Source organism: Pseudomonas kielensis (assembly GCF_014236655.1).
Lineage (GTDB): Bacteria > Pseudomonadota > Gammaproteobacteria > Pseudomonadales > Pseudomonadaceae > Aquipseudomonas > Aquipseudomonas kielensis.
Genome location: NZ_JACMYG010000025.1, coordinates 1 through 26,748 on the forward strand (window position 1 = coordinate 1; position 26,748 = coordinate 26,748).

At 62.7% G+C, this 26,748-nt stretch carries 26 protein-coding genes; 11 read left to right on the plus strand and 15 right to left on the minus strand.

Annotated features, from left to right (window positions below; translation table 11 throughout):
* From H7995_RS20515 to H7995_RS20535, 5 genes are all read right to left on the minus strand, one after another.
* On the minus strand, positions 1–1,226 hold a 1,226-nt coding region (locus tag H7995_RS20515; RefSeq protein ID WP_185818782.1), incomplete at its 3' end, for a RelA/SpoT family protein.
* A gap of 122 nt (positions 1,227–1,348) precedes the next feature.
* Positions 1,349–2,701 (minus strand): 23S rRNA (uracil(1939)-C(5))-methyltransferase RlmD, encoded by a 1,353-nt coding sequence (gene rlmD, locus H7995_RS20520; RefSeq protein WP_185818783.1) that lies wholly within the window; start codon positions 2,699–2,701, stop codon positions 1,349–1,351.
* Positions 2,701–3,603 carry a cysteine synthase CysM gene (gene cysM, locus H7995_RS20525; RefSeq protein WP_166589115.1) on the minus strand — a complete coding sequence of 301 codons (903 nt, stop codon included), beginning with the start codon at positions 3,601–3,603 and terminating at the stop codon, positions 2,701–2,703. The genes rlmD and cysM overlap by 1 nt, the downstream gene beginning before the upstream one ends.
* 118 nt (positions 3,604–3,721) lie before the next feature.
* Positions 3,722–5,083, minus strand: a complete 1,362-nt coding sequence (locus H7995_RS20530) for a sensor histidine kinase (RefSeq protein WP_166589116.1) — start codon at positions 5,081–5,083, stop codon at positions 3,722–3,724.
* Entirely contained in the window at positions 5,070–5,792 is a 723-nt protein-coding gene (locus H7995_RS20535) for a response regulator transcription factor (RefSeq protein ID WP_166589117.1), read from the minus strand. Before H7995_RS20535 ends, H7995_RS20530 begins: the two co-directional genes overlap by 14 nt.
* A 207-nt stretch (positions 5,793–5,999) precedes the next feature.
* Between H7995_RS20535 and H7995_RS20540 the strand changes: the two genes are divergently transcribed.
* The 4 genes from H7995_RS20540 (at position 6,000) to H7995_RS20555 (ending at position 10,865) form a co-directional block, all read left to right on the plus strand.
* Positions 6,000–8,750: a response regulator gene (locus H7995_RS20540; RefSeq protein WP_185818784.1), complete on the plus strand. Its 2,751-nt coding sequence runs from the start codon at positions 6,000–6,002 to the stop codon at positions 8,748–8,750.
* Positions 8,751–8,955: 205 nt separating this feature from the next.
* Positions 8,956–9,945 (plus strand): 2-hydroxyacid dehydrogenase, encoded by a 990-nt coding sequence (locus H7995_RS20545; protein WP_166589119.1) that lies wholly within the window; start codon positions 8,956–8,958, stop codon positions 9,943–9,945.
* Between the two features lie 81 nt (positions 9,946–10,026).
* Positions 10,027–10,461, plus strand: a complete 435-nt coding sequence (locus H7995_RS20550; RefSeq protein ID WP_166589120.1) for a hypothetical protein — start codon at positions 10,027–10,029, stop codon at positions 10,459–10,461.
* Positions 10,461–10,865 carry an META domain-containing protein gene (locus tag H7995_RS20555; RefSeq protein WP_166589121.1) on the plus strand — a complete coding sequence of 135 codons (405 nt, stop codon included), beginning with the start codon at positions 10,461–10,463 and terminating at the stop codon, positions 10,863–10,865. The genes H7995_RS20550 and H7995_RS20555 overlap by 1 nt, the downstream gene beginning before the upstream one ends.
* Positions 10,866–10,923: 58 nt before the next feature.
* Here H7995_RS20555 and H7995_RS20560 read toward each other — a convergent pair whose 3' ends face one another.
* Positions 10,924–11,391 (minus strand): TlpA family protein disulfide reductase, encoded by a 468-nt coding sequence (locus tag H7995_RS20560; RefSeq protein WP_166589122.1) that lies wholly within the window; start codon positions 11,389–11,391, stop codon positions 10,924–10,926.
* Positions 11,392–11,507: 116 nt separating this feature from the next.
* On the opposite strand from H7995_RS20560, the gene arsC reads away from it, so the two are divergent.
* From arsC to H7995_RS20575, 3 genes are read left to right on the plus strand one after another with little or no spacing between them, the layout of a single operon-like run.
* On the plus strand, positions 11,508–11,861 hold the full coding sequence (gene arsC / locus H7995_RS20565; RefSeq protein WP_166589123.1) for an arsenate reductase (glutaredoxin): 354 nt from the start codon (positions 11,508–11,510) through the stop codon (positions 11,859–11,861).
* The gene (gene wrbA, locus H7995_RS20570; RefSeq protein WP_166589124.1) at positions 11,858–12,481 is read left to right on the plus strand and encodes an NAD(P)H:quinone oxidoreductase; all 624 of its coding nucleotides are present in this window, start codon (positions 11,858–11,860) and stop codon (positions 12,479–12,481) included. The genes arsC and wrbA overlap by 4 nt, the downstream gene beginning before the upstream one ends.
* Positions 12,474–12,899, plus strand: coding sequence for a DUF2069 domain-containing protein (locus H7995_RS20575; protein WP_166589125.1), 426 nt, complete (start codon positions 12,474–12,476; stop codon positions 12,897–12,899). Before wrbA ends, H7995_RS20575 begins: the two co-directional genes overlap by 8 nt.
* A 133-nt stretch (positions 12,900–13,032) precedes the next feature.
* On the opposite strand, the gene H7995_RS20580 is transcribed toward H7995_RS20575, so the two are convergent.
* Together H7995_RS20580 and ttcA are read right to left on the minus strand one after the other, a co-directional pair.
* Positions 13,033–13,704, minus strand: coding sequence for a DNA-3-methyladenine glycosylase I (locus H7995_RS20580; protein ID WP_185818785.1), 672 nt, complete (start codon positions 13,702–13,704; stop codon positions 13,033–13,035).
* Between the two features lie 67 nt (positions 13,705–13,771).
* A complete protein-coding gene (ttcA, locus tag H7995_RS20585; protein WP_166589174.1) occupies positions 13,772–14,596 on the minus strand; it encodes a tRNA 2-thiocytidine(32) synthetase TtcA in 825 nt (274 codons plus the stop codon).
* Between the two features lie 299 nt (positions 14,597–14,895).
* Here ttcA and H7995_RS20590 point away from each other — a divergent pair, with 299 nt between their 5' ends.
* Both H7995_RS20590 and H7995_RS20595 read left to right on the plus strand, forming a co-directional pair.
* Positions 14,896–15,498, plus strand: a complete 603-nt coding sequence (locus H7995_RS20590; RefSeq protein ID WP_095169745.1) for a Yip1 family protein — start codon at positions 14,896–14,898, stop codon at positions 15,496–15,498.
* 182 nt (positions 15,499–15,680) lie between these two features.
* Positions 15,681–16,175, plus strand: coding sequence for a SprT family zinc-dependent metalloprotease (locus tag H7995_RS20595; protein WP_166589127.1), 495 nt, complete (start codon positions 15,681–15,683; stop codon positions 16,173–16,175).
* A 78-nt stretch (positions 16,176–16,253) separates the two neighbouring features.
* Here H7995_RS20595 and H7995_RS20600 read toward each other — a convergent pair whose 3' ends face one another.
* Together H7995_RS20600 and H7995_RS20605 are read right to left on the minus strand one after the other, a co-directional pair.
* Complete coding sequence (locus tag H7995_RS20600; RefSeq protein ID WP_185818786.1) at positions 16,254–17,435, minus strand: CaiB/BaiF CoA transferase family protein; 1,182 nt, start codon at positions 17,433–17,435, stop codon at positions 16,254–16,256.
* Between the two features lie 176 nt (positions 17,436–17,611).
* Positions 17,612–18,946, minus strand: coding sequence for a dicarboxylate/amino acid:cation symporter (locus tag H7995_RS20605; protein WP_166589129.1), 1,335 nt, complete (start codon positions 18,944–18,946; stop codon positions 17,612–17,614).
* A 336-nt stretch (positions 18,947–19,282) separates the two neighbouring features.
* Between H7995_RS20605 and H7995_RS20610 the strand changes: the two genes are divergently transcribed.
* On the plus strand, positions 19,283–20,281 hold the full coding sequence (locus H7995_RS20610; protein WP_166589130.1) for an AraC family transcriptional regulator: 999 nt from the start codon (positions 19,283–19,285) through the stop codon (positions 20,279–20,281).
* A gap of 9 nt (positions 20,282–20,290) precedes the next feature.
* Here the strand turns inward: H7995_RS20610 and H7995_RS20615 are convergent, their stop codons facing one another.
* From H7995_RS20615 to H7995_RS20625, 3 genes are all read right to left on the minus strand, one after another.
* Positions 20,291–21,637 carry an ATP-binding protein gene (locus H7995_RS20615; protein ID WP_182341877.1) on the minus strand — a complete coding sequence of 449 codons (1,347 nt, stop codon included), beginning with the start codon at positions 21,635–21,637 and terminating at the stop codon, positions 20,291–20,293.
* Positions 21,634–22,311, minus strand: a complete 678-nt coding sequence (locus H7995_RS20620; RefSeq protein WP_166589132.1) for a response regulator — start codon at positions 22,309–22,311, stop codon at positions 21,634–21,636. Before H7995_RS20620 ends, H7995_RS20615 begins: the two co-directional genes overlap by 4 nt.
* A 111-nt stretch (positions 22,312–22,422) precedes the next feature.
* The gene (locus H7995_RS20625) at positions 22,423–23,022 is read right to left on the minus strand and encodes a hypothetical protein (protein ID WP_166589133.1); all 600 of its coding nucleotides are present in this window, start codon (positions 23,020–23,022) and stop codon (positions 22,423–22,425) included.
* Positions 23,023–23,177: 155 nt separating this feature from the next.
* On the opposite strand from H7995_RS20625, the gene H7995_RS20630 reads away from it, so the two are divergent.
* Positions 23,178–23,903: a 4'-phosphopantetheinyl transferase family protein gene (locus tag H7995_RS20630; protein ID WP_182341879.1), complete on the plus strand. Its 726-nt coding sequence runs from the start codon at positions 23,178–23,180 to the stop codon at positions 23,901–23,903.
* 16 nt (positions 23,904–23,919) lie between these two features.
* Here the strand turns inward: H7995_RS20630 and H7995_RS20635 are convergent, their stop codons facing one another.
* Complete coding sequence (locus tag H7995_RS20635) at positions 23,920–25,536, minus strand: ATP-binding protein (protein ID WP_166589135.1); 1,617 nt, start codon at positions 25,534–25,536, stop codon at positions 23,920–23,922.
* On the minus strand, positions 25,533–26,258 hold the full coding sequence (locus H7995_RS20640) for a response regulator (protein WP_166589136.1): 726 nt from the start codon (positions 26,256–26,258) through the stop codon (positions 25,533–25,535). The genes H7995_RS20635 and H7995_RS20640 overlap by 4 nt, the downstream gene beginning before the upstream one ends.
* Positions 26,259–26,748 lie beyond the last annotated feature (490 nt).

Sequence of the window (26,748 nt, forward strand, 5' to 3'; positions counted from 1 at the left end):
ACCCGCAACTGTTCGGCCAGGCCACCGATATCCCCCAGTTCCTCGTGCCACTCGAGCACCTGGCGCAACCAGGAGATTTTCTCTTCGTAGTGGTTGGAACCGGACTTGACGTCGGTACCTTTGTACTTCCAGTGCGCACAGACCCCCAACTCGGCCTCTTCGTGCATGGCGTGGGTGCGGATCTGCACTTCCAGCACCTTGCCCTCGGGACCGATCACCGCGGTATGCAGCGAGCGGTAGCCGTTCTCCTTGGGGTTGGCGATGTAGTCGTCGAATTCCTTGGGAATGTGCCGCCACAGCGTGTGGACGATGCCCAGCGCGGTGTAGCAGTCGCGCATTTCCGGCACCAGCACGCGCACCGCGCGCACGTCGTAGATCTGGCTGAATTCCAGACCCTTGCGCTGCATTTTGCGCCAGATCGAATAGATGTGCTTGGCCCGGCCGCTGATGTCGGCATCGACACCGGTGGCCTGCAACTCGCTCTGCAACTGGTTCATCACGTCGCTGATGAAGCGCTCGCGGTCGAGGCGCCGCTCATGCAGCAACTTGGCAATCTGCTTGTACTGGTCCGGCTCCAGGTAACGGAAGGACAGGTCCTCCAGCTCCCACTTGATATGACCGATGCCCAGGCGATGCGCCAGCGGTGCGTAGATATCGAACACTTCCCGGGCGACCCGGTTGCGCTTTTCGTCGTCGGCGGTTTTCACCGCGCGGATCGCGCAGGTACGCTCGGCGAGCTTGATCAGGGCCACACGGACGTCATCGACCATGGCCACCAGCATCTTGCGCAGGTTTTCCACCTGGCCCTGGGTGCCCAGCACCATAGACTGGCGCGGGCTCAGGCTGGCGCTGATGGCCGCCATGCGCAGCACGCCGTCGATCAGCTTGCCGACCACCGGGCCAAAGCGCTGGCTGACGTTGGGCAACTGGATCTGGCCTTCGCGCACGCCACGGTAAAGGATCGCCGCGACCAGGGAGTCCTGGTCGAGCTTGAGGTCGGCGAGAATTTCCGCGATCTCAAGCCCGGTACGAAAACTCGACGTACCTTCGGACCACAGATTCTTCGCCGCATTGTCTTGCTGTTCGGCCTGGCGAGCGAACTCGCAGGCTTCTTTCAAGGCTTCGCGATCCAGTGCCGGATCGACACTGACCGCATGATCGAGCCAAGCCTCGAGATTGATACTGCCGTCGGTGTTGATCGGCTGGTGTGCTCTCACCTGTACCATCTTGCTTACCTTCCCTACGACGCAGATTCAATGCGTCAAATCGCTGACCTTCGTTGCCCATGCGCCCTCGCTGGGCTGCTGCGAGGGCGGCATGGGCGGTCCAGTCGGACCAGACGAGCATCCTAGCTCGCTTCAAATAACGCCATGGCCTCGACATGTGCCGTCTGAGGAAACATATCGAGGATCCCGGCACGTTTTAACCGGTAGCCCTGTTTGATCAATTCGACCGTGTCGCGCGCCAGCGTTGCCGGGTTGCACGACACGTATACCAGGCGCTTGGCGCCGAGCGAGGCGAGTGTGCGCACCACCTCGAAAGCACCATCACGCGGTGGGTCCAAGAGTACCGCACAAAAGCGTTCCTCGGCCCATTTGGCATCAGCCAAAGGCTGGGATAAATCGGCCTGAAAAAACCTGGCGTTATGCAGATTGTTGCTAGCAGCATTGGCAGCAGCGCGCTCGACCATGGTCTGCACGCCTTCCACGGCCACCACTTCGCGCACCTGCTGGGCCAGCGGCAAGGCAAAGTTGCCCAGGCCGCAGAACAGATCCAGCACGCGCTCCTCAGCCGTCGGTTGCAGCCAGTCCAGGGCCTGGGCCACCATCGCTTCGTTGACCGCGGCATTGACCTGGACAAAGTCTCCCGGCCGGTACGCCAGCTCCAGGTTCCAGCGCTCCAGTCGATAGCCCAGCGCCTGGCCGGCATCCACCGGTTGTGGCTCGCCTTCGCCATGCAGCCACAACTGGGCGTCATGAAAGGCGCAGAATTGCTTGAGGATATTCAGGTCGGCTTCGGACAGCGGTGCCATATGCCGCAACAACACAGCCAGCGAAGAACCGGCAAACAATTCGACATGCCCCAGGGCCTGGGGCTTGCTCAAGCGGCGAAGCATCTCGGGCAAACGACTCATGATCGGCTGCAAGGGTTGTACCAGCACCGGGCAATCATCGATGCCGACGATGTCCTGGCTACCCGCGGCGCGGAACCCGACTTCGAGCTTCTTCGCCTTGAGATCCCAGCGCACCGCCACTCGGGCGCGACGCCGGTAGGCAAATTCCGGCCCGCTCAACGGCGCGGCCCACTCTTCAGGCTCGACGCCTGCCACCTTCGACAACTGCTCGGCGAGCATGCGCTGTTTCAGGGCCAGTTGTTCGTTATGGGGCAGATGCTGCACGCTGCAGCCACCGCAGCGCCCGGCGTGGGCACAGGGGGCGGGACGGCGCAGGTCATTGGCGACAAACACCCGTTCGGTGCGGGCCTCGACCACTTTGCCGTGGGCGCCAAGAACCCGTGCCTCGACCTCTTCGCCAGCCAGGGCGCCGAGGACGAACCAGGTGCGCCCTTCGAAAAACGCGATGCCGCGACCGTCGTTGGCCAAGCGCTCGATGCTCAAGCGCTGCTTTTTACCGGTCGGGATTTGCGGGGCCTTGCTGCCGCCCGTGGGCTGGAAACGCAGGCCTCTCTGTTGCTTGGCCATCAGTTGGGCGCATCAAAAATGCCGGTCGACAAGTAACGGTCGCCCCGGTCGCAGATGATCGCGACGATCACCGCATTTTCGACTTCCCGCGACAACCGCAACATCGCCGCCACCGCACCACCCGAGGACACGCCACAGAAGATGCCTTCCTCGCGGGCCAATCGACGGGTCACGTCTTCGGCTTCGCTCTGGGCCATGTCGACGATCCGATCGACGCGCTCGGCCTGGTAGATCTTCGGCAGGTATTCCTGGGGCCAGCGCCGGATGCCCGGAATCGCCGAGCCTTCCATCGGTTGCAAACCGACGATCTGCACGCTGGCGCTCTGCTCTTTCAAGTAGCGCGAAACGCCCATGATGGTCCCGGTGGTGCCCATGGAACTGACAAAGTGGGTAATGGTGCCCTGGGTCTGGCGCCAGATTTCCGGACCGGTGGTGGTGTAGTGCGCCTCGGGGTTGTCACCGTTGGCGAACTGGTCCAGCACCTTGCCACGGCCTTCGGCCTCCATGCGCTGGGCCAGGTCACGGGCGCCTTCCATGCCCTCTTCCTGGCTGACCAGGATTAGCTCGGCACCGTAGGCCGTCATGGCGGCCTTGCGCTCGGCGCTGGAGTTGTCGGGCATGATCAGGATCATCTTGTAGCCCTTGATCGCCGCCGCCATGGCCAGGGCGATCCCGGTGTTGCCGGAGGTCGCCTCGATCAGGGTGTCGCCGGCATGGATCTGCCCGCGCAGTTCGGCACGGGTGATCATCGACAACGCCGGACGGTCCTTGACCGAACCCGCCGGGTTATTGCCCTCGAGCTTGAGCAGCAGGGTATTGCTGGTCTCGCCAGGCAGGCGTTGCAAACGGACCAACGGGGTGTTGCCGACGCAATCGGCGATAGTGGGGTACTGCAAGGTCATGGCGTATTCGCAATCCAGACTGCGGGGGCGCCCATCATACCGGCAAACGTGCGCGGGCCATATCACGCAAAGTACGGTGCTTATGGCTGATAGCTATAAGCACCGCCCCCATGCCCCATCAAGGGGCCGGCGCATGAGCCAGCAAGCGCAGGTGCAGGCGTAATCCCACTCCGGTGTTCTGCGCCCACAGCTGCCCGCCCTGGCGTTGCACGGCATTCCTGGCAATGCTCAAGCCCAGCCCGAAACCGCCATTGCCGGGGCGCGAGCCATCGAGGCGGGTGAAGGGCAGGAAAATCCGCTCCAGGTCGGCTTCCGCCACCCCGCCGCCCTGGTCCTCCAGCCACAGGTGCCAGAACTCGCCGTCGCGACGGCCGTCGAGACGCACGCTGGCGCCCTGGGGCGAATGGCGGATGGCGTTGCGCAGGATGTTTTCCAGGGCCTGGGCCAAGGTGTTGAGGTTGCCGCGCACCCAACACTCGGCATCCACCGCACATTGCAGCTGGGTGCTGGGCCAGGCGCTTTCGTAGCAGGCGTTTTCCGTGAGCATTTCCCACAGGGCCTGCACCTGGATTGCCTCGTCCGGCAGGGGCGCACGCTCGGTGTCGAGCCAGGCCAGTTGCAGGGTGTCTTCGACCAGGCGCTGCATGCCATCGACTTCACGGCCGATGCGTTCGCGCAGTTGCGCCAGGTCCTGCTCGCTTTCGCTGGCCACCCGCAGGCGACTCAGCGGGGTGCGCAGCTCGTGGGACAGGTCACGCAACAACTGCTGTTGCAGCGCCACCGTACTTTGCAGGCGTTCGGACATGTGATCGAAGGCGCGCCCCAGTTCACCCAGCTCATCCTTGCGGTTGGTGGTCTGGCTCGACAGGCGCACACCCAACTGGTCCGCGCGCCAGGCGTTGGCCTGCTCGCGCAGGTTGTTCAGTGGCACCACCAGCAAGCGGTACAGGCCCACGCACAGGAGCAAGGTGAACAGCCCGGGAATCACCCCGTTGGTGATCACCCGCCAGAACACCTGGTAGCGCCCGGGCATGAAGCGCTCGGGCAATTCGAGCACCAGGCTGCCGACGCTCGGATCCTGTGGAAAAGGAATGCGCAGCCCGGGCAGGCGTTTGCTGTGGATCGGCCATTCCATGTCGCGCAAGAACGTCAGGCGCTGGATTTGCGGGTCGGTCAGTTCATGGCTGCCCAAGGACTGCAGTTCATTGCTGATGACCCCCACCCAGCCTTTCTCGCGCTGCCCCATGGCCAGCAGCCAGGCGTCGACGCCCGCGTGCTGGCCCTGCTGCCAGGCCTGCTCGGCCTCGGCGGCGTAGCTCATCAGGGTGGCCCGGGCCTCGGGGGACAGGAACTGGTCCTGCTTTTCCATGTAGCGGCCCCAGGACCAGCTCAACCAGATCATCAGCAGGCAGAAGGCAACCAACAGACACGCCAGTTTCCAGAACAGCGACTGTTTGCCGGGAACGTCAGACCACTTCATCGACGGCGCTCAAGACGTAACCTTTGCCCCACACGGTGCGCACTTCGCGCTCGCTGTAGCCAATGGCCTTGAGCTTGCGCCGGATCTGGCTGATGTGCATGTCCAGGCTGCGGTCGTGGGGCGCGTAGCCGCGTTGCAATACGTGCTGGTAAAGGAAGGCCTTGCTCAGGACTTCGTCGCCATTGCGGTTCAAGGTCTCCAGCAGCCGGTACTCGCTGCGGGTCAGGCCAGCCCACTGCTGGCCAAAATGCACATCGCACAGCTCGTCGTCGAACCGCAGGCTGTGGGCTTCAGTGTTGAGCGTCGGTGGCACGTGGCGGCGGTCCAGGGCCACCCGCCGCAGGATGGCTTCAATGCGCACCCGCAATTCGGCCATGCTGAATGGCTTGGGCAGGTAATCGTCGGCCCCCAGGCGAAAACCGCTGATGCGATCCGCTTCCGCACCCAGCGCCGACATCAGCAGCACGGGCGTCGAGTCGCTGGTGCGCAGGTCGGTCAGTACCGCCAGGCCGTCCATGCCCGGCAACAGGATGTCCATCAACACCACGTCGAAGGCCTGGGCACGGGCCAGCGCCAGCCCTTCCTTGCCATTCTGGCACCAGGTGACCTGGAAACCACAACGTCCCAGGTGCTCATGCACATAGGCACCGAGCACAAGGTCGTCTTCTATCGCCAGGATCCGGGGAGCGCCAACAGGTACGGGAGTCATTAGCTTCTGCAAGTAATTCTCAATCAGTGATTATTCAAGATTGCCCGGTCATGAGCAACCCGCGAGGCTGCCCGACGCCACGAAGCCGCAGGCGGTGCCGGGCAATTTGCCGAGATGGCCTGCCTGCAAATCGCTACACTGCGCAGGTATTGCGTGCCAGATGGGCGCATCGGTGATCGATGAACGACGTGAGAGCAGGAGAGTGGCGTGCTGAAGAAAATGGGGATCAAGGGTCGCGTGCTCCTGCTGACCTTGCTGCCGACCAGCCTGATGGCCCTGGTCCTGGGTGGTTATTTCACCTGGATGCAGCAATCCGACCTGCAGACCCAACTGCTCAAGCGCGGTGAAATGATCGCCGAACAACTGGCCCCCCTGGTGGCGCCGGCCATGGGCCATCAGAACGAAGACCTGCTGGAGCGTATCGCCACCCAATCGCTGGAACAGCAGGATGTGCGCGCCGTGTCGTTCCTGGCCCCCGACCGCAGCCTGGTGGCGCACGCCGGCCCCTTGATGCTCAACCCGGCGCCGACCGGCGACAGCTCGCACCTGCTGCGCCGCTCCGGCAGCGATGCCACCCGTTACCTGCTGCCGGTGTTCGGCAAGCACCGCAACCTGGCCGGCGAAGTGATCCCCGATGAAGCCGAGCGCCTGCTGGGCTGGGTCGAACTGGAGCTGTCCCACAACGGTATGTTGCTGCGCGGTTATCGCAGCCTGTTCGCCAGCCTGATGCTGATCGTCGGCGGGCTGATCTGCACCGCCCTGCTCGCCCTGCGCATGGGTCGCACCATCAACAACCCGCTCAACAGCATCAAGCAGGCCGTGGCCCAACTCAAGGACGGCCACCTGGAAACCCGCCTGCCCCTCTTGGGCAGCCAGGAACTGGATGAATTGGCCTCGGGCATCAATCGCATGGCCAGCACCCTGCAAAATGCCCAGGAAGAATTGCAGCACAGCATTGATCAGGCCACCGAAGACGTGCGCCAGAACCTGGAGACCATCGAGATCCAGAACATCGAGCTGGACCTGGCGCGCAAGGAAGCCCTGGAAGCGAGCCGGATCAAGTCCGAATTCCTCGCCAACATGAGCCACGAGATCCGCACCCCGCTCAACGGCATCCTCGGCTTTACCCACCTGCTGCAAAAGAGCGAACTTACCCCACGCCAGCTCGATTACCTGGGGACCATCGAAAAGTCCGCCGACAGCCTGCTGGGGATCATCAACGAGATTCTCGACTTCTCGAAAATCGAGGCCGGCAAGCTGGTGCTCGACAGTATTCCGTTCAACCTGCGTGACCTGCTGCAGGACACCCTGACCATCCTCGCCCCCGCCGCTCACGCCAAGCAGCTGGAACTGGTGAGCCTGGTGTACCGCGACACGCCGCTGTCGCTGGTGGGGGATCCGCTGCGCCTCAAGCAGATCCTGACCAACCTGGTGAGCAACGCCATCAAGTTCACCCGCGAAGGCACCATCGTCGCCCGCGCCATGCTCGAAGATGAATTCGAAGACAGCGTGCAACTGCGCATCAGCATTCAGGACACCGGCATCGGCCTGTCCAACCAGGATGTCCGCGCCCTGTTCCAGGCCTTCAGCCAGGCCGACAACTCCTTGTCCCGGCAGCCCGGCGGCACCGGACTGGGGCTGGTGATCTCCAAGCGGCTGATCGAACAGATGGGGGGCGAGATCGGAGTCGACAGCACCCCGGGCGAAGGCTCGGAGTTCTGGATCAGCCTGAGCCTGCCCAAGACCCGTGATGACATCGAAGACCTGCCTGCCGCGCCACTGCTGGGGCGACGCGTCGCGGTCCTGGAAAACCACGAGCTGGCGCGCCAGGCCTTGCAGCACCAATTGCAGGACTGCGGCCTGGAAGTCACCCCGTTCAACACCCTGGAAAGCCTGGCCAACGGCGTCACCCTGGCGCACCAGACCGAGCAGGCGATCGACCTGGCGGTCCTGGGCATCACCTCCAACGACATGCCCCCGGAGCGGCTCAACCAGCATATCTGGGACCTCGAACACCTGGGCTGCAAGGTATTGGTGCTGTGCCCGACCACCGAACAGACGCTGTTCCACCTCTCGGTGCCCAACCCCCACAGCCAGTTGCAGGCCAAGCCGGCCTGCACCCGCAAGTTGCGCCGAGCCTTGTCTGACCTGGTCACTCCACGCCAGGTGCGCAGCGAACCTGGCGAGCCGCTGTCCAGCCGTCCACCCAAAGTGCTCTGCGTGGACGACAACCCGGCCAACCTGTTGCTGGTACAGACCCTGCTCGAAGACATGGGGGCCAAGGTTCTGGCGGTGGAAAGTGGTTACGCGGCGATCAAGGCGGTGCAGACCGAAACCTTCGACCTGGTGCTGATGGATGTACAGATGCCTGGCATGGACGGGCGTCAGAGCACCGAAACCATTCGCCAGTGGGAAAGTGAACGGCATTGCACGCCGTTGCCGATTGTCGCCCTCACGGCGCACGCCATGGCCAATGAAAAACGCGCGCTGCTGCAAAGCGGCATGGACGATTACCTGACCAAACCCATCAGTGAGCGCCAACTGGCGCAGGTGGTATTGAAGTGGACGGGACTGGCGCTGCGCAACCATGCGCCGGAGCGCGCCGACACCTATGGCAGCACCAGCGACCTGCTGGTGCTCGACCCGGATGAGGGCCTGCGCCTGGCCGCCGGCAAGGCTGACCTGGCCGCGGACATGCTGGCCATGCTGCTGGCATCGCTTGCGGCTGACCGCGAGGCAATCCGTGCTGCCCGCCATAGCCATGACCACAATGCCTTGATCGAGCGCGTCCACCGCTTGCACGGCGCCACGCGTTATTGCGGAGTCCCGCAACTGCGGGCGGCCTGCCAGCGCAGTGAAACCCTGCTCAAGCAGCAAGACCCCAAGGCCCAAGCGGCGCTGGAAGAGCTGGAGCGCGCGATCAACCGTCTGGCCCTGGAGGCCCGGATCGGCGCCTGATCCAGGGCAATGGCGCCGGGCGCACCAGGCATTAAACTCAACGCTCACCTGTAGCAGCTGGCAAAGCCTGCGTTCGGCGGCGGCGCCGTCGTGAATTCAGACGCCGCGGTTTGTCAGGCAGACCGCGTGTGCCGGACTTACGACGGCTGTGCCGCCGAACGCAGCCTGCGGCAGCTGCTACATCCGTCGATTCCAGGAGGACCGCATGCGCACCATTCTCTTCAGCAGCCAGACCTACGACCGCGACAGCTTTCTCGCCGCGCCGACCGAGGCCAGTATCGAGCTGCACTTCCAGGCGGCCCGCCTGAGCCTGGACACCGTGGCCCTGGCCGAGCGGTTCGAGGTGGTCTGCGCCTTTATCAATGACGACCTCAGCGCGCCGGTGCTGGAGCACCTGGCGGCTGGCGGCACTCGCTTGATCGCCCTGCGCTCGGCCGGCTACAACCACGTCGACCTGGCGGCCGCCAAGCGCCTGGGCCTGAGCGTGGTCCGCGTGCCGGCCTACTCGCCCCATGCGGTGGCCGAACATGCCGTGGCGCTGATCCTGGCCCTCAACCGGCGCCTGCACCGCGCCTACAACCGCACCCGCGAAGGCGACTTCACCCTGCATGGCCTGACCGGCTTTGACCTGTATGGCAAGACCGTGGGGGTAGTCGGTACCGGACAGATCGGCGCCACGTTCGCCAAAATCATGGCCGGCTTCGGCTGCCAGTTGCTGGCCTACGATCCCTACCCCAACCCTGAGGTGCAGGCCCTCGGCGCACGCTACCTGCCCCTGGCCGAATTACTCGCCGAAGCGCAAATCATCAGCCTGCACTGCCCATTGACCGCCGACAGCAAGCACCTGATCAACAGCCAGTCGCTGGCGCACCTGCAACCCGGGGCCATGTTGATCAACACTGGGCGCGGCGCCCTGGTGGACACCCCGGCGCTGATCGAAGCCCTGAAAAGCGGCCAACTGGGCTACCTGGGGCTGGACGTCTATGAAGAAGAAGCCCAACTGTTCTTCGAAGACCGCTCCGACCTGCCATTGCAGGACGACGTCCTGGCGCGGCTGTTGACCTTTCCCAACGTGATCGTCACCGCCCACCAGGCATTCCTGACCCGCGAGGCCCTGGCGGCCATTGCCGCGACTACCTTGCAGAACATTGCCGAGTGGGCGGCAGGCACCCCGCAAAACCGCGTCGAAGGCTGAGGTGGGCTGATCGAAGGTCACATCCACGGGCCATGGGCGAGGGTTTCGCGTGCTAGCATATCGGCCATATTTGGAGGACCCATGGTCGAACACGATTTCCGCTACAGCCTGATGAACCCGCAACACACCCTGATCGAATGCCGCACCCTCGCGCCGGGGCGTTATCAAGTCACCGGCAACGGTGGCTCGATTCGCAACGCCGACGTGTTGCTGGTCACCCTCAAGGGCAGCAAGGACTTGTCCATGCGCCTGACCGTCGAAAACGTGCGTCACCTGCTCAAGCCGATGGGCCAGTGGGTTGCCATGGCCAGCGGTCCGGTGTTCGGCGAGCTGGCGATCCACAGCTGGCAGGTCAACTGCGACAGCTGCGCCAAAGAGCTCAAGTTCGAGTTTGCAGTCGACACCTCGCTGGGTATCAAGGCCGAAAAGCCGGCCGCCACCGCGCGGATCGCCGAACTGGGCTGGACCACCGCCGGCGAGAAGCACCTGTGCCCGAAATGCCAGGAGCCCGCGTGATGAAACACCTTGTGCTGGCGGGGATGGCGACTGCGGGCCTGTTGGGCTGCGCAGCCCAGCCAATGAAACTGCAACAGGAGCGCAGCTACGTCCTGGAGTGGATTGGTGAGCGTCCGCTGATCGACAACAGCCACCTGACGCTCACCCTGGGTGAAGACGGTCGGGCCTACGGCAACGGTGGCTGCAACCATTGGTTCGCCCCCTACACCCTGGACGGCAACCAACTGAGCTTCGGTAAAGTCGGCAGCACCCGCAAGCTGTGTGCACCGGCCCTGATGGAGCAGGAAAGACGCTTCCTGCAGGCGCTGGAAACCGTGCAACGCTGGGACATCTCGCCCATCGAGCAAGTGCGCTTCTGGCCCGCCACCGGCAAGCCCCTGCGCTGGTGGCCGGAAGAGGGCTGACCGGCCGATGATCGTTCCCGCGCCCTGCGGGAACGATCAACTGATACCAGGCGTCGCTTCAGTTCTTCGCTTGCAACGCTTGCAGCTTGGCCATCAGCCCTGCTGCCGTCTGCTCGCCCATCAATTGTTCACGCACCTTGCCCTTGTCGTCGATGATGTAGGTCACCGGCAGCGCTTCGCTGCGTGGCAGCTCAAAACGCTCGGCCGGATCCTGGGCCAGGACGGTAAAGCTGATGCCCAGTTTGTTGCTGGCGCTCTTGAGTTCCTCGCCCTGCACGTTGTCGAAGTTGACCCCGAACACATTGATCTTCTGACTCTTGAGCTGTTCGGCCAAGGCATTGAGCTCAGGGATTTCGGTCCGGCAGGGACCACACCACTCAGCCCAGTAGTTGAGCACCAACCATTTGCCGTCCAGGCGCTCCGAGGCCACCTTTTGGCCCAACTGATCGGTGCCGTAGTCGTAGCCACAGCCTGCCAGCAGCAGGGTGGTGAAAAGTGCCAATGCCGCGCTCAATCGCCTTGTCATGGGGCTGATCCTTACTCGATAAATAAATTGCGCTGCGACCCATCGCCTCTGAAGGTTCTGGACTGCTCGCCGCACAGGTAGAATAGCCGCCACCTTACGCAAGATGCGACCCGCTCATGACCGATCTGACGCTTTATCACAACCCGCGCTGCTCGAAATCCCGCGGTGCGCTGGAACTGCTGGAGGCCCGTGGCCTGGCGCCGACCGTGGTGCGCTACCTGGAAACCCCACTCAATGCCGAGCAATTGCACAGCCTGCTGGGCAAGCTGGGCATCAGCGCCCGGCAATTGCTGCGCACCGGTGAAGACGAATACAAGAGCCTGAACCTGGCCGATGAGAACCTCAGCGAAGCACAGCTGATCGCCGCCATCGCCGCCCACCCCAAGCTCATGGAACGCCCGATCCTCGAAGTCGGCAACCAGGCCGTGATCGGCCGGCCGCCGGAAAAAGTATTGGAGATCCTGCCGTGAGCGCGCCGTACATCCTGGTCCTGTATTACAGCCGCAACGGCTCGACCAATGAAATGGCGCGGCAGATTGCCCGTGGCGTTGAACAGTCTGGCATGGAAGCGCGTCTGCGCACGGTGCCGGCGATTTCCAGCGAATGCGAAGCCGTGTCGCCGGATATTCCTGACGAAGGCCCGCTGTACGCCAGCCTCGACGACCTGAAACACTGCTCGGGCCTGGCCCTCGGCAGCCCGACCCGCTTCGGCAACATGGCGGCACCGCTCAAGTACTTCCTCGACGGCACCAGCAACCTGTGGCTGACCGGCGCACTGGTGGGCAAGCCGGCCGGGGTATTCACCTCGACCGCCAGCCTGCATGGCGGCCAGGAAACCACCCTGTTGTCGATGATGCTGCCCTTGCTGCATCACGGCATGCTGATCACCGGCCTGCCCTACAGCGAGTCGGCCCTGCTGGAAACCCGTGGCGGCGGCACGCCCTATGGCGCCAGCCATCACGCCGGGGCCGACGGCAAGAGCGGCTTGAACGAACATGAAGTGGCGCTGTGCCGAGCCCTGGGCCTGCGCCTGGCGAAAACCGCACAGCTACTGGCCAGCGCCCAGCCAATGGAGAACCACCGTGGCTAAAAAGCCCAAGATCCTGCCGCCCATCGAGTGGCTCGAACCCCGCGTGCGGATCAGCCGTGCCGCCAGCCTGCTGTGTTTCTTCGCCCTGGTCGGCCTGCTCTGCGCCTACTACCTGGTGTTTGCCGACCTGCACGGCGCACGGCCCTGGGTGATCCTGCTGATCGAACTGGTGCCCTTGCTGTTGCTGGCACCGGGGATGATCAGCGGCAGCGCGCGCGGGCACTCATGGATGTGTTTTGTGGTGAACCTGTACTTCATCAAGGGCGCGATTGCCGCGTTCGATCCCAATCGCCAGTTGTTCGGCCTGCTGGAAATGGGCGCCAGCCTGGCGGTGTTCTGCTCGGCATTGCTGTATGTGCGCTGGCGCTTCCAGCTCAACCGCAAGTTGGCGGGGGAAGGCGAAACCTGCGCCGGCTGACAGGGCCTCATCGCGGCATAGGTATCTACATAACTATGGTGCGACGTTGCATCGGTGGGCCGACCAGGAGGCCGAACTCTATGTGGGAACTGGCCGGGTGGCGCTCCGCTTGCCCGCGACTGGAGCGACTGGCTCAATGGTTGACGGTAAAGGCCAGCATCATCGAGATCTGGCACATCGGTCGGCCACTGTCGGCGTGCCACTGGTTGAAGGCGTTCTGCACTGTCGCCAGGTCCCGCAGGCTGGTGGGCACCTTGTCGATGATCTGCTGGGCATTCAACGCCGCGACCACGTCATAGCTGGGCACAAAGGTGTCCTTGCCGACCATGCGCAAAAACCGCGGCGCCGACAAACCGCCCATCTGATGCCCGTGCTTGGCCAGGTACTTCCACAGGCCGACGATATCGGTCACCGGCCACTGGGCGATCAACTCGCCGAAGCTGCCCTTGTCCTTGGCCACGTCGAGGATGAACTGGGCGTTGCGCGGCACACTCTTGAGCTTGCCCAGGTGACGGATGATCCGCGCGTCCTGCATCAGGCGCTCCAGGTGTTCGGCGCCCATCAACACCACCTTTTCGGGGTCGAACTTGAAGAACACCTCTTCGAATGCCGGCCACTTGGCGTCCACCAGGCTGTGCTTGAGGCCGGCGCGGAAGACCCGCAGGGCCATGGTCGACAGGTAGCGATCATCGCTGATCTTGCGCAATTGGGCCGGGGTCTTGGGGACCGGCAGATGGGCTTCCAGTTCGGCTGCCGAACCAAAGCGATTCAGACAGTATTCGTGCAGCCACTTGTAATCGCGCATGCCCTCTCCTTTGCAAACAAATAAAAACGGCGCCCGCGAGCGCCGTCACGACTCACCGCTGATCGCGTCAGAGATTGACCACATTGACGAAGCGCGAGGCCGCGGTTTCGTCAATTTTCAGGCTGGTGAAGTCAAACAGGTTACGGTCCGCCAGCTGCGAAGGGATCACATTCTGCAGGCTGCGGAAGATGCTTTCGCTGCGGCCCGGGGTCTTGCGTTCCCAGTCCTGGAGCATGTCCTTGACCACCTGGCGCTGCAGGTTTTCCTGGGAGCCACACAGGTTGCACGGAATGATCGGGAACTGCTTGAAGTCCGAGTAGGCCTGGATGTCTTTCTCGTTGCAGTAGGCCAGCGGACGAATCACCACGTTGCGCCCATCATCGGCGCGTAATTTCGGCGGCATGGCCTTGAGCGAACCGTTGAAAAACATGTTGAGGAAAAAGGTCTCGACGATGTCATCGCGATGGTGACCCAGGGCCATCTTGGTCGCGCCGATTTCGTCGGCGAAGGTATAGAGCGTACCGCGACGCAGGCGCGAGCACAGCGAGCAGGTGGTCTTGCCCTCCGGGATCAGTTCCTTGACCACCGAATAGGTGTCCTTTTCGACGATGTGGTACTCCACCCCCAGTTCCTTGAGGTAGGCGGGCAAGACATGCTCGGGAAAACCCGGCTGCTTTTGGTCCATGTTCACCGCGACGATCTCGAACTTGATCGGCGCCACCTTTTGCAGGTGCAGCAGCACGTCGAGCATGGTGTAGCTGTCCTTGCCTCCGGACAGGCAGACCATGACCTTGTCGCCGTCCTCAATCATGTTGAAGTCGGCAACGGCCTCCCCGGCCTGGCGGCGTAGACGTTTCTGCAGTTTGTTCTGGTTGACCGTAAGAGTGCCCATGGCGCTTGAAATCCGCGAGGTGTGACGAAAGGCCGGCATTTTACGCAAAAACCCCGGGCGGGCGAAGTGCCCTGCGTCTTCGGGTGCCATCGGCCAAGCCCCAGGGCCACCGTCATGCAGCACAGCGATTAAGCCCGTGGTTTACAGCGCGATTTGCTCTAAAGCCCCTGCACCGGCGTGTTCCAGTCCTTTCTATACTGCGACATAAGGTCGCAGACCCAATGACCTTTACCGACTTGGCCGCTGGCCCGTAGGCGCTCCGTTGGGGGGCGACAGCAATCACGTAGGAGTGACTGATTATGATCCATCACGTCGTGGGGCTTTTCACCCACCCAGATCAAGAATGGAAAGAAATCCGTGGCGACCAAGAGGAAAGCATCAGCCACATGTACCTCACCCACACGCTGATCCTGGCGGCGATCCCGGCGGTTTCCGCGTTTATCGGCACGACCCAGGTGGGCTGGGTAATCGGCAGCCGGGCGCCCGTCATGCTGACCATGGAAAGCGCGCTCTGGATGACCATCATGTCGTACCTGGCGATGCTGGGCGGGGTCGCGGTGATGGGGGCGTTCATTCACTGGATGGCCCGCACCTATGACGCCACACCGAGCCTGGCGCGCTGTGTCGCGTTTGCCACCTACACCGCCACCCCGTTGTTCATCGGCGGCCTGGCGGCGCTGTATCCCCATATGTGGCTGGGCATGATCGTCGGCACCGCGGCCATTTGCTACACGGTCTACCTGTTGTACGTCGGCTTGCCGACCTTCATGAACATTCCAACGGACGAAGGGTTTCTGTTCTCAAGTTCAGTGCTTGCCGTAGGGCTGGTGGTGCTGGTGGCGATCATGGCCTTCACCGTCATTGTCTGGGGCCTGGGCGTCGGCCCGGTCTATACCAACTGAACAGGCATTCAAGGCAAGCCGCTGGAGCGAGCAAGGGACGCCGCCCATAAAACAAACGAGGATCTGCCAATACCGGCCGCCGCAAGGCGGCCTTTTGCTGGGACCACAACCATTCGGCAGCTGGGCGATTCGCAACGACCCGGGTTTGCAGCATACTCGTGGCCTCTGGAGATCCGTTAAGCATGCCCGAGCAACTCAATACCCGCGTCGAAGACTGTTTCCAACAAGCCGAATCCTTTTTCAAACGCCCTTTCAAGCGCCCAGTGGTCAGCCTCAAGCTGCGTGGGCAGAAGGCTGGCGTGGCGCACCTGCATGAAAACCTGCTGCGCTTCAATCTGCAGCTGTACCGCGAGAACAGCGAAGATTTCCTCAAGCAGACCGTGGCCCACGAAGTCGCGCACCTGATCGCCCACCAACTGTTTGGCGAGCGCATTGCGCCCCACGGCGAGGAATGGCAACTGATCATGCGCGGCGTCTACGAGCTGCCACCCGATCGTTGCCACACCTACGCCATTAAACGCCGCAGCGTGACCCGTTACATTTACCGCTGCCCGTGCGCCAACAGCGACTTCCCGTTCTCGGCCCAGCGCCATAGCCTGGTGCGCCAAGGCCGGCGCTACCTGTGTCGGCGTTGTCGGCAGACCTTGGTGTTTACCGGCGAGTCGCGGGTCGAATAGCGGGATCTGCAGCGCTTCGACCGGCCCCATTGCGAGCAGACGGAGCGCCGCCCGGCTCGCTGCCACCCCGCGTCACGTTCAGAGGATGACCTTGGTCCGCCGCAGTTCGTCGATCCGCTGCTCGCTGTAGCCCAACTCGCTCAACACCTGGCGGGTATGTGCCCCCAGCGTCGCGCCGATATGCCGTGGCTGCGGCAAGCCCTCGGAGAACTTCAACGGACAGGCCATCTGCGCCTGGCTGCTGCCATCGCCGCGCGGCACCTGGGTCACCAGTTCCCGTGCCCTGAGCTGGGGATGGGCCACCGCTTCGGCCACACTGAGTACCGGCTCGACGCAGGCATCGACGTCAGCAAACAGCGCACACAGGTCGCTGAAGTCGCGCTTTTCGAATTCGATCTGCAAGGCCTGCTTCAGGGCCTGTTGTTGCTCTGCTTTGGGCGACAGCCCCAGGGCCGCCAACTCGGGACGACCGAGGGCGGCGCACAATTGCTGCATGAAGTTGGGCTCAAGGCTGCCCACCGACATCCAGCGTCCGTCGCGGCTGCGGTAGTAGTCATAGAAGCTGCCACCGTTGAGCATCTGCTCCTCACACCCCGGCTCCACACCACACGCCAGGTAGCCGGCCCCCGCCATCGCGTTCAGGCTGAATACGCAATCGGTCATGCTCACGTCCAGGTGCTGGCCCTGCCCGCTCTGCTGACGGGCAATCACCGCCGCCAACAGGCCGATCACCCCGTGCAAAGAACCACCGGCGATGTCCGCCGCCTGGAACCCCAGCGGCAACGGCCCGCTGTCGGCACGCCCGGTGTAGCTGGCCAGGCCGGCCAGCGCCAGGTAGTTGAGGTCGTGGCCGGCGCGGTCCTTGTAGGGGCCGGTCTGGCCGTAGCCGGTGATCGACACGTAGATCAGTCGCGGGTTGATCGCCTTCAGGGCTTCATACCCCAGCCCCAGGCGCTCCATCACGCCGGGACGGAACTGCTCCAGCAGGATGTCGTGGTCCTGCATCAGTTGCTTGACCACCTCCAGCGCCGCCGGTTGCTTGAGGTCCAGCGCCAGGCTGCGCTTGTTGCGGTTGAGGTAGGCATGGCTGGCCGAGATGCCCTGGTCATGGGGCGGTAGCACCCGCAGCAGGTCCATGCGGGTTGGCGATTCGATGCGCAGCACCTCAGCGCCCATGTCCGCCAGCAACAGCGAGGCGAAGGGCCCCGGCAAGAGTGTCGAGAAATCCAGAACCTTGAGTGATGCCAGTGGACCCTGCATAAGCCATCTCCTTGAGCGATACCAGCAGACTAGGCAGCCGTCCGCCTGACGGCAATCACCTTAACCGCCAGCGCGGGTGACTTTTACGCTCAGGGGGTTGCCGCGAGCAGGTTTGGCTCCCGCGTCGCAGACAACAAAAAACCCGCCGTAGCGGGTTTTTTGTTGTCGCCTGTGAATTACTTCAAGGCAGCCGGGGCCGGGCCTTCGGCCACACCCAGGTCATCCATTTCACGATTGTCGGAGATTCCACGACCACCGGAAGCCAGCTCGACTTGCAGCTTGTCTTCGTCCAGTTCCTTGACCCACTTGGCCACCACCAGGGTAGCCACAGCGTTACCTACCAGGTTGGTCAGGGCACGCGCTTCGGACATGAAGCGGTCGATACCGAGGATCAGCGCCAGGCCGGCAACCGGCAGGTGGCCAACAGCCGAGAGGGTCGCAGCCAACACGATGAAGCCGCTACCGGTCACGCCTGCAGCACCTTTGGAGGACAACAGCAGCACCAACAGCAGGGTGATCTGGTGGGTGATGTCCATGTGGGTGTCGGTCGCCTGGGCGATGAACACGGCCGCCATGGTCAGGTAGATCGAGGTACCGTCCAGGTTGAACGAGTAACCCGTCGGAATCACCAGGCCCACCACCGATTTCTGTGCGCCCAGGCGTTCCATTTTGATCAGCATGCGTGGCAGCGCCGATTCGGACGAGGAAGTACCCAGTACGATCAACAGTTCTTCACGGATGTAGCGGATCAGTTTCAGTACGCTGAAGCCGTGAGCGCGGCAGATTGCGCCCAGCACCAGCAGCACGAACAACACGCAAGTGATGTAGAAGCAGATCATCAACTGGCCCAGTTGCACCAGGGAGCCGACACCGTAGGCACCGATGGTGAAGGCCATGGCACCCAGCGCACCGATGGGCGCCAGTTTCATGATCATGTTGATGATGTTGAACATCACGTGGGCGAAACGATCGATGAAGTCCAGTACCGGCTTGCCGTAGGCACCCAGGCGGTGCAAGGCGAAACCGAAGATCACCGAGAACATCAGGACCTGCAGGATGTCACCGTTGGCGAACGCACCGACAATGGTGTTCGGGATCACGTTGAGAATGAAACCGACGATGCTCTGGTCCTTGCCGGCCGTGACGTAGGCCGCGACTTTGGAGGCGTCGAGGGTCGTTACATCGATGTGCATGCCGGCGCCCGGTTGCACCACGTTGACCACGACCAGGCCGATCAGCAGGGCGATGGTGGAAACGATCTCGAAGTAGAGCAGCGCGTAGCCGCCGGTTTTGCCCACCGACTTCATGTTCTGCATACCCGCGATACCGCTGACCACGGTGCAGAAAATGATGGGTGCAATGACCATCTTGATCAGTTTGATGAACCCGTCACCCAGTGGCTTGAGTGCCACCCCGGTCTGCGGATAGAAGTGACCGAGCAAGATGCCGATAACAATGGCAACGATTACCTGGAAATACAGGGTTTTGTAGAATGGCTGACGAGTCGTCATTGCAAAGTTCCTCAAGAGCACCGCGTTGCCATCATCCATCTGAGGCAAACGACGCCTAAAGTGCGAACCCTCCTGCACTGGAGGGATTTGTTGTGTCGAGCTGCGCGCTGGCAGACCTCTTGGCCTCATTGCAGAGCTCGTGCCACCTTTGCCAAATCCCCTACAAGCCACGCGCCACAAGGGCTACAGCCCTTCTCATGACGCGGCACCCACGACTCGCCTGGCGGATTCCCGCCCAATGCCCGAATCGAGTCCTGCAATTTGGCGGAAATCCGCCTTGTTCCACCCGTGAGGGCTGGCTAAGATCCGCCACTCAATGGTCGGACCCCACTCCCCATGCGCGAACGCACTATCGCCAGTCATTTCGCCCGCGCTGCCACCGGTGGCGCCCGGCGGATGGGCTATGACTACGCAGAGCTGTTGCACCGGCTCGGGATCAGCGCCGAATTGCTCGACGAGCCCCGTGCCCGGATCGCGCCGGAACAGTTCAGCGCCCTGTTGCAAGGCCTGTGGCTGGCGCTGGATGACGAATACCTGGGTTTGGCCCGCAGTCCCAGCAAGCGCGGGACTTTCGCCATGATGTGCCACGCCCTGATTCACTGCAGCACGCTGGAGAAAGCCCTGGGGCGCGGCCTGTTGTTTTACAGCCTGTTCCCCGACTCGCCAGGCCTGACCCTGGCCCGGGAAGAGCAATGGGTGCGCTTGAGCCTGGATGATTCGCAGCTGCGCGACCCCGATCACTTTCTCAGTGAAAGCCTGCTGGTGATCTGGCATCGCCTTGGCAGTTGGTTGATCGGCCAGCGCATCGCCCTCGAGCAGGCCAGTTTCAGCTACCCGAAACCCGGGCATAGCGCCGAGTACGACCTGCTATTCCCTTGTCCGCTCGAGTTCGGCGCCCAGCGCACCAGCCTGCTGTTTCACAGTCGCTACCTGGGCATGCCGCTGTTGCAGGACGAACGAACCCTCAAGCATTTTCTCGAGCACTCACCGGCCGACCTGCTGTCGCGCCCGGATGACGGCGACAGCCTGAGCAGTCGGTTGCGCCGCCTGCTCAGTCGTGACAGCAGCCGCTGGCCCGACCTGGATGCCGTGGCGGCGCACTTGCACATCAGTCCGCAAACCCTGCGTCGGCACTTGCGCGAAGAGGGCTCGAGTTTTCAGGAATTGAAGGATCAGTTGCGCCGCGACATCGCGATCTATCATCTGCGTCGCGCCGACCTGTCGTTGCAACAGATCGCCTGGCAATTGGGCTTCTCCGAACCCTCGGCGTTTCACCGGGCGTTCAAGAAATGGACCGGACTGACACCGGGCGCCTATCGCGCCCAGGACAGTTGAACCGCGGCTCTACGCCAGCGGAAAATGAATCCGGAATGCCGCCCCGCCCAGGGCCGAATCACCCAGGGTCAGTTGGGCACCGTAGCTTTCAATGATGTCCTTGACCACGGCCAGGCCAATGCCCTGGCCCGGATGCTGGCGATCCAGGCGTTCGCCACGCTGGAGGATCCGAGCCCGTTGATCGGCGGGGACGCCCGGCCCGTCGTCTTCGACGCAGACTTCGATGCTTGCCCGGGTCTGACGCAGGCTGATACGCACTTCGCCGAGGCACAGGCGATAGGCGTTTTCCAACAGGTTCCCGAGCATTTCCAGCAAGGCACCCTGCTCGATCGGCACATAGCAGGACTGCGGCAAGTCGAAGCTGGTGCGCACCTGTTTGTCGCGATAGACCTTGTCCAGGGTATCGCACAGGCTCTTGAGTACCGGCTGTAGCTGCACCTGGTGCCGCACCAGCCCGCTTTTACGCAGGCTGGCACGCTGCAACTGGTAGCTGATCTGCTGACTCATGCGCTCGATCTGCGATTGCAGGACCCGCGCCTGCTCCCGCTCCTCGGGACGCTGGGCCATGTCCTCACTGACGCCTTGCAGGACCGCCAGGGGGGTTTTCAGACTGTGGGCCAGATCGTCCAGCGAGTCACGGTAGCGGCTGCGTTGCTCACGCTCGCTGCGTAGCAGGCGGTTCAGCGAGCCGGTCAGGCGCAACAGTTCACGCGGGTGTTCTTCACTGAGGCTTTCCAGGGCACCGCTTTCAATCTGGTCGAGCTCCTGGCTCAGGCGCCGCAATGCGCGCAAGCCCCAGGTCAGGCCGATCCACAACAGCGCCAGCAACACCAGCAAGGCGGCGCCAAAACCCAGGTAGAGATTTTCCCGCAGGCCTTCGAGGGTCTGCTGGTACTCACGCACGGGCTGCAGCGCGACGATACTGAATGCCGCACTCTTGCCGCCCAGCAGTTTGACTTCGACGTCGTAGACGAAGAACTCCTGGCCGTCGGCCTCACGAATACGCGCAAACTCATTGCCGCGCCCGTCATAACGCGGTTTGTAATTGATGTGTTCGTCCTGGGTCGCCCGCGAGCGCCAGACCAGTCGCCCTTCGCGGTCGTAGATGTAGCCCAGCAGGCGACTGTCGGCGAGATTGAAACGCTCGTCCGGCAACTGCGAAGGCATCATCAATTGTTTGTTCTCGATCCGTGCCGCAGAAATCAGCGTGGTGACGTCCGAGGCCAGGCGCTGTTCGATCGAGTCTTCCAGCGCCAGGCTGAAGGCGCCCTGCATGGCGGGCAACAGCGCCAGCATGAACAGCACCGCCAGGGTAGTGGCTGCCAACATCAGGCGCAGGCGAAGGGAGCGAATCACTGGCAGCGCTCGTTGAACAGGTAGCCCAGGCCTCTCACGGTCTCGATCGGCTTGAACCCGGCCGGCGCTTCAAGCTTGCGCCGCAAACGGCCCACCAGCACTTCAATCACGTTCGGATCGCGCTCGTCGTCATCCGGATAGAGCTGTTCCATCAGGCGGTCCTTGGCGACCACCTGCTGATGATGACGCATGAGGTATTCGAGAATCCGGTATTCATAGGCGGTCAGGGCCAACGGCTGCTCGTCGAGGCTTGCCTGCTTGCGGTTGAGGTCCAGCAACAGCGGGCCGGCGACTATGGTCGACTGGGTAAAACCGCTGGAGCGGCGCAGCAAGGCATTCAGGCGCGCATCCAGCTCTTCGAACTGGAACGGCTTGACCACGTAATCGTCGGCACCGGCGGCCAGGCCTTCGACCTTGTCCTGCCAGTTGCCGCGTGCGGTGAGGATCAGGATCGGGAAGGTCTTGCCCTGCGATCGCAACTGGCGAATCAGGTCCAGCCCACCCATGCCCGGCAGCCCGAGATCGATCACCGCGAGGTCATGGTTGTACTGACCGGACTGGTACAAGGCCTCTTCAGCGTTGGCCACGGCCTCGACCACATGGCCATTTTCAGTCAGACGGGTATGCAGGTGATGGCGCAACAGCGCCTCGTCTTCGACGACCAGTAATTTCATAACGCTCTCCCAGGCAAATTAACCACTCCACGGGTGCCATGCACCCAGCTTACAGACATGCCTGCGCCGGATCACCTCTGGGGCCGATCCGGCTCAGGTCCTGCTTGCTGATTAGAAAGCGTAGTTGGCGGACAGGTAGGTCTGGGCGCTGCTGTCCAGGCTCAACGAGCCCCGCTTGGTGCCCTGGGCACTCATTTCAGTGCTGGCATTGCTGCGCAGGTAACGGTATCCCAATTCCACCGAGGCGTTCTTGGAAACCTGTTGCAGGACGCCGCCCTGCACGCCCAGGGCATAACCGATGTCGCTGTCGCGGCTGTAGCCCGGAGAATCCTGGGTGAGCTTGGTCAAGCCGGCGCTAGCGCCACCGAACAGCTTGGTGCTGCTGGTCACGGGCAGGAACAGGTCGTAACTGCCGAGGAGGTTTTCCTGGCGCAGCTTGATGCCGTTGTGGCTGCCGGAAACGTTGTCGTAGGTGGCGTAGTAACGACGGTCATTGTTCTGCTGACCGAGACGCGCACCCCAGGTGGTGTCCTTGCCAATCACGCCATTGGCGTTCGGGTGATCGAGGTTGCTGTTCAGCAGGCTGGATTTTTTTACCTTGTCGCTGGTTTGCCCCAGGGTCAGGCTGGCGAAGTTATCATCAGCAGCGTGAACCACGGCGCTGGCGCCCAGGACAGTCATGGCCAGAATGAGCTTTTTGAAGTGAGTCATGTTGAGATTCCTCGTTCGCAATGTGCTTTTGGGTGATGCGCTCAGGTTAACCACCCCCCACTGAACTCCCCCTGAACACACGCTGAACCCTGGCTGAACAAGCTCGACACGCCTGAGCACTACCCAGCCTCGCGACTAATCGGCAAAATGCCGCTATGAATCCGCTCCCCGCCCTGCCCGCCTGCTGCACGCCCCTCGACGACCACTGGCCGTTGCCTGATGCACTGCCCGACACGGTCCTGCTCAGTACGCGCTTCGATCCCTCATTACTGGTGCCCGACGATTTCCGTCGCAGCCAGATTGAGCCACCTCCGAGCGTCCAGCGCTCGGTGGCCAAGCGTCAGGCCGAGTTTCTCGCGGGGCGACTGTGTGCACGCGCTGCGTTGCTTCAATTGCAGGGCTTGGACTGCAGTCCGGCAATTGGCGAAGACCGTGCACCGGTCTGGCCATCAGGCATCTGCGGCTCGATCACCCACAGCACCGGGCACGCCGCCGCCATCGTTGCGCAAAAGGCAGACTGGCGCGGCCTGGGCATGGACTTGGAAAACCTGCTCAACGCCGAGCGCGCCGAACGCCTGGCCGGCGAGATACTCACCCCGGCGGAGCTCAAACGCATGGCGGCCGGCCGGCGTGAGCAACGGGCCTTGACGGTGACCCTGACGTTCTCGGTCAAGGAGAGCCTGTTCAAGGCCCTGTACCCCATCGTCCAGCAACGTTTCTATTTCGAACATGCCGAAGTGCTGGAATGGACCGATCGCGGGCAGGTGCGCCTGCGCCTACTGACGGACCTGTCCAGCGAATGGCGCAATGGTAGCGAACTGGACGCGCAGTTCGCGGTGAAAGAGGGGCAGTTGCTGAGCCTGGTGAGTATCAGGGCCTGATTGGCCTTCCTCGGGCTCAGCGCTCGGGTTTTTCCTGGTTGCGTGGCCAGCTCAGGCTGAAACAGGCCCCGCCCAGGTTCTTGCTCTTGCTGATCAACGCCCGCCCGCCGTGCCAGTGCACGATCCGGCGCACGATGGACAACCCCAGGCCATGCCCCCCCGAAGCTCGGGTGCGGCTGTCGTCCAGGCGCAGAAAGGGTGTGAAGATTTTTTCCCAGGCACTTTCCGGTACTCCCGGGCCGTCGTCCTCGACATCCACCCGGCAGCGCTGCTGCCCGACCTGATAGCTGATCGCGACCTGCCCCTGGGCGTGGCGCATGGCATTGCCCACCAGGTTCTGCAGCGCCCGGTGCAGGTATCGCGGCTCGGCCTCGACCCAGGCCCCGTCGCAATCGGCTGCCGACAGGCACAACCCGCGCTGCACCCGGATCTCGGCGCGTAGCGGTGCCAGCTCGCTGATCACCTGATTGACCAGGGCATCCAGGTCGACTCGCTGAAAATTCAGCGCCGGCGACCCCTGCTCCAGCCGTGCATAGGTGAGCATCTCATCCACCAGGCCATCGAGGTCCTGGATGTCGTGGTCCATGCCTTCGAGGTACTTGTCCCGCGCCTGCACGGTGGTCGCCGTGCTGATCATCTCCAGGCCAAACCGCAAGCGCGCCACCGGCGTACGCAGCTCATGGGAGACCGCACGCACCAGTTCGCGCTGGATCGCCAGCAATTGCTGCAAGTGCTCGGCCATGCCGTTGAATGCCGCCGCCAGCCGCCCTACCGAGTCCGCCCCCCGGGTTGGCACGCGGGTTTCCAAGCTGCCCTTGGCGATGCGCGTGGCGGCCGACTCCAGGCCGCTGAGGCGCCGCTCCAGCTGGCGCACCAGTAGGTAGACGATCAAGCCGATCAGGCTCAACCCGAGGGCCGCAATCAGCACCAGCCACTGCGGCGGATATGGATTCATCTGATACAGGGGGCCGATTTCCAGCACCCATGGCGTGCCCACCATCCCGGCAAACACCCGGATCGAATCGCCCTCCTTGCCCAGCGCCATCACGGTATCGCCCTCGGATACCCGGCGGCTCTGGTCTTCGTCCATGTCTGCCTGGTCCACCGTGACCAGTTGCAGTTCGAAGCCAAACCCCTTGTCCTTTTTCAGGGCCGCCAGGCGCTTGGGCTGCTCGGCCACCGGGTAGCGCACCAGCTCATCGGCCAACAGATAAATAGTCGCCCGTGCCAGTTGCTCGCTGATCTGCTGCACTTCCCCCGTCAGCACCAACTGTTCCTGTTCGCTGACCAGCCGGTAGACCTTTGCTGCATGGGGCCCGGTCTGCTGCACCAGTGCCTGGCCACGCAGTACCCGCGTGCGTTCGCCCAGATCGAGGCCGGTCTGGCTGAAGGTCTGCAGGTTCAGGGGAATACCCAGCAAGCGCTCCCACACCAATAGCGCACGCCGGCGCTCGGTCGGGTTCATGGGTTGCAAGTTGTCGGCCATCAGGGAAAACGTACCGTGCGCCAGGCGCTCGCGGTATTGCTCGCTGCGTACTTCGTTGAGCAGGTGCAAGGCCAGCACCCCGAGGACCGCCACCAGAATCAGCGCCGCACACATGCCGCCATAGATTCGCAGGAAGATCGAGTTCACAGCGACTGGTCTACGCAGGCTTCAGGAACGAACAGGTAGCCTTTGCTGCGGATGGTCTTGATCAGGCGCGGGTGGTCCGGGTCATCGCCGATTTTCGGGCGGATGCGCGAAATGCGCACATCGATGGAGCGATCCTGGCCGTCATAGCCGATGCCGCGCAACGCGGTGAAAATTTCCTCGCGAGACAAAATCCGCCCGGCATTGGCCACCAGCAGCCAGAGCAGGTCGAATTCGGCACTGGTCAATTCGATGCCCTGATCATGCAGCCAGGCTTCGCGCAGGGCGTTGTCGACCACCAGCGGGCCGAACTGCAGGCGCCGCAGTTTTTCCGGTGCGGCCGGTTCCGGCGCCTCGCTGCGCCGCAGCAGGGCCTGGATGCGCGCCAACAGCAGGCGTGGGCGCACCGGCTTGCACACGTAGTCATCGGCGCCCATGTCCAGGCCCTGGATCTGATCCATGTCGTCCGTACGCGCCGTGAGCATCAGGATCGGCCCCTCGTAGTGGTCACGAACCTTGCGGCAGATGGTCAGCCCGTCTTCACCGGGCAGCATCAGGTCAAGGATCACCAGGTCCGGCTGCTCGGCAATGATCCGCGCCGCCGCCAATGCACCATTGCCTTCGATCGTTACCTGCAATCCATTGCTTTCCAGGTACTCACGAGTCAACTCAGCCAGGCGCTGGTCGTCCTCGACAATCAATACCTGCCAGGCTTCTTGCTCCACGGGTGACCTCTGCTTGCCAGAACACTATTAAGGAAGGCTCCACCCATCTTTTTGTCATCATTGGAGTGGATAAGACTGCTTACACAGCGCCCGATTGTAGCAACGCCCACCCTTGAGAGCACAAGCAGGCAAATGCGCTCGGTAACCGGGATTTTTTGTGATAGGGTTCGCGCCCGCAAAAATCCCCCCAGGCTATTTTTCTGGGTAATAAACAGTGACAAACGGTCGACCCCAGCAGGGTCGCGGCCTACACGACGATTGGCTGTTTCATACACATTTTACGCACAGCTTTATCCACAGGTAGTACGTTGCAATCACCCCCTGAAACGCATTATCTTGTAGCTCGCGCTCAGAAAAACCCTACATATAGGGTTTTGAGGCAAAAACCAAACACAAATCAGACAAGAAACTCAAGCGCTTTTCTTGCATGTATTTGGTTGAACCAAACTCTTTTTCAGAAGCCCAAACCGCTCCCGCGGTTGGCAACTGT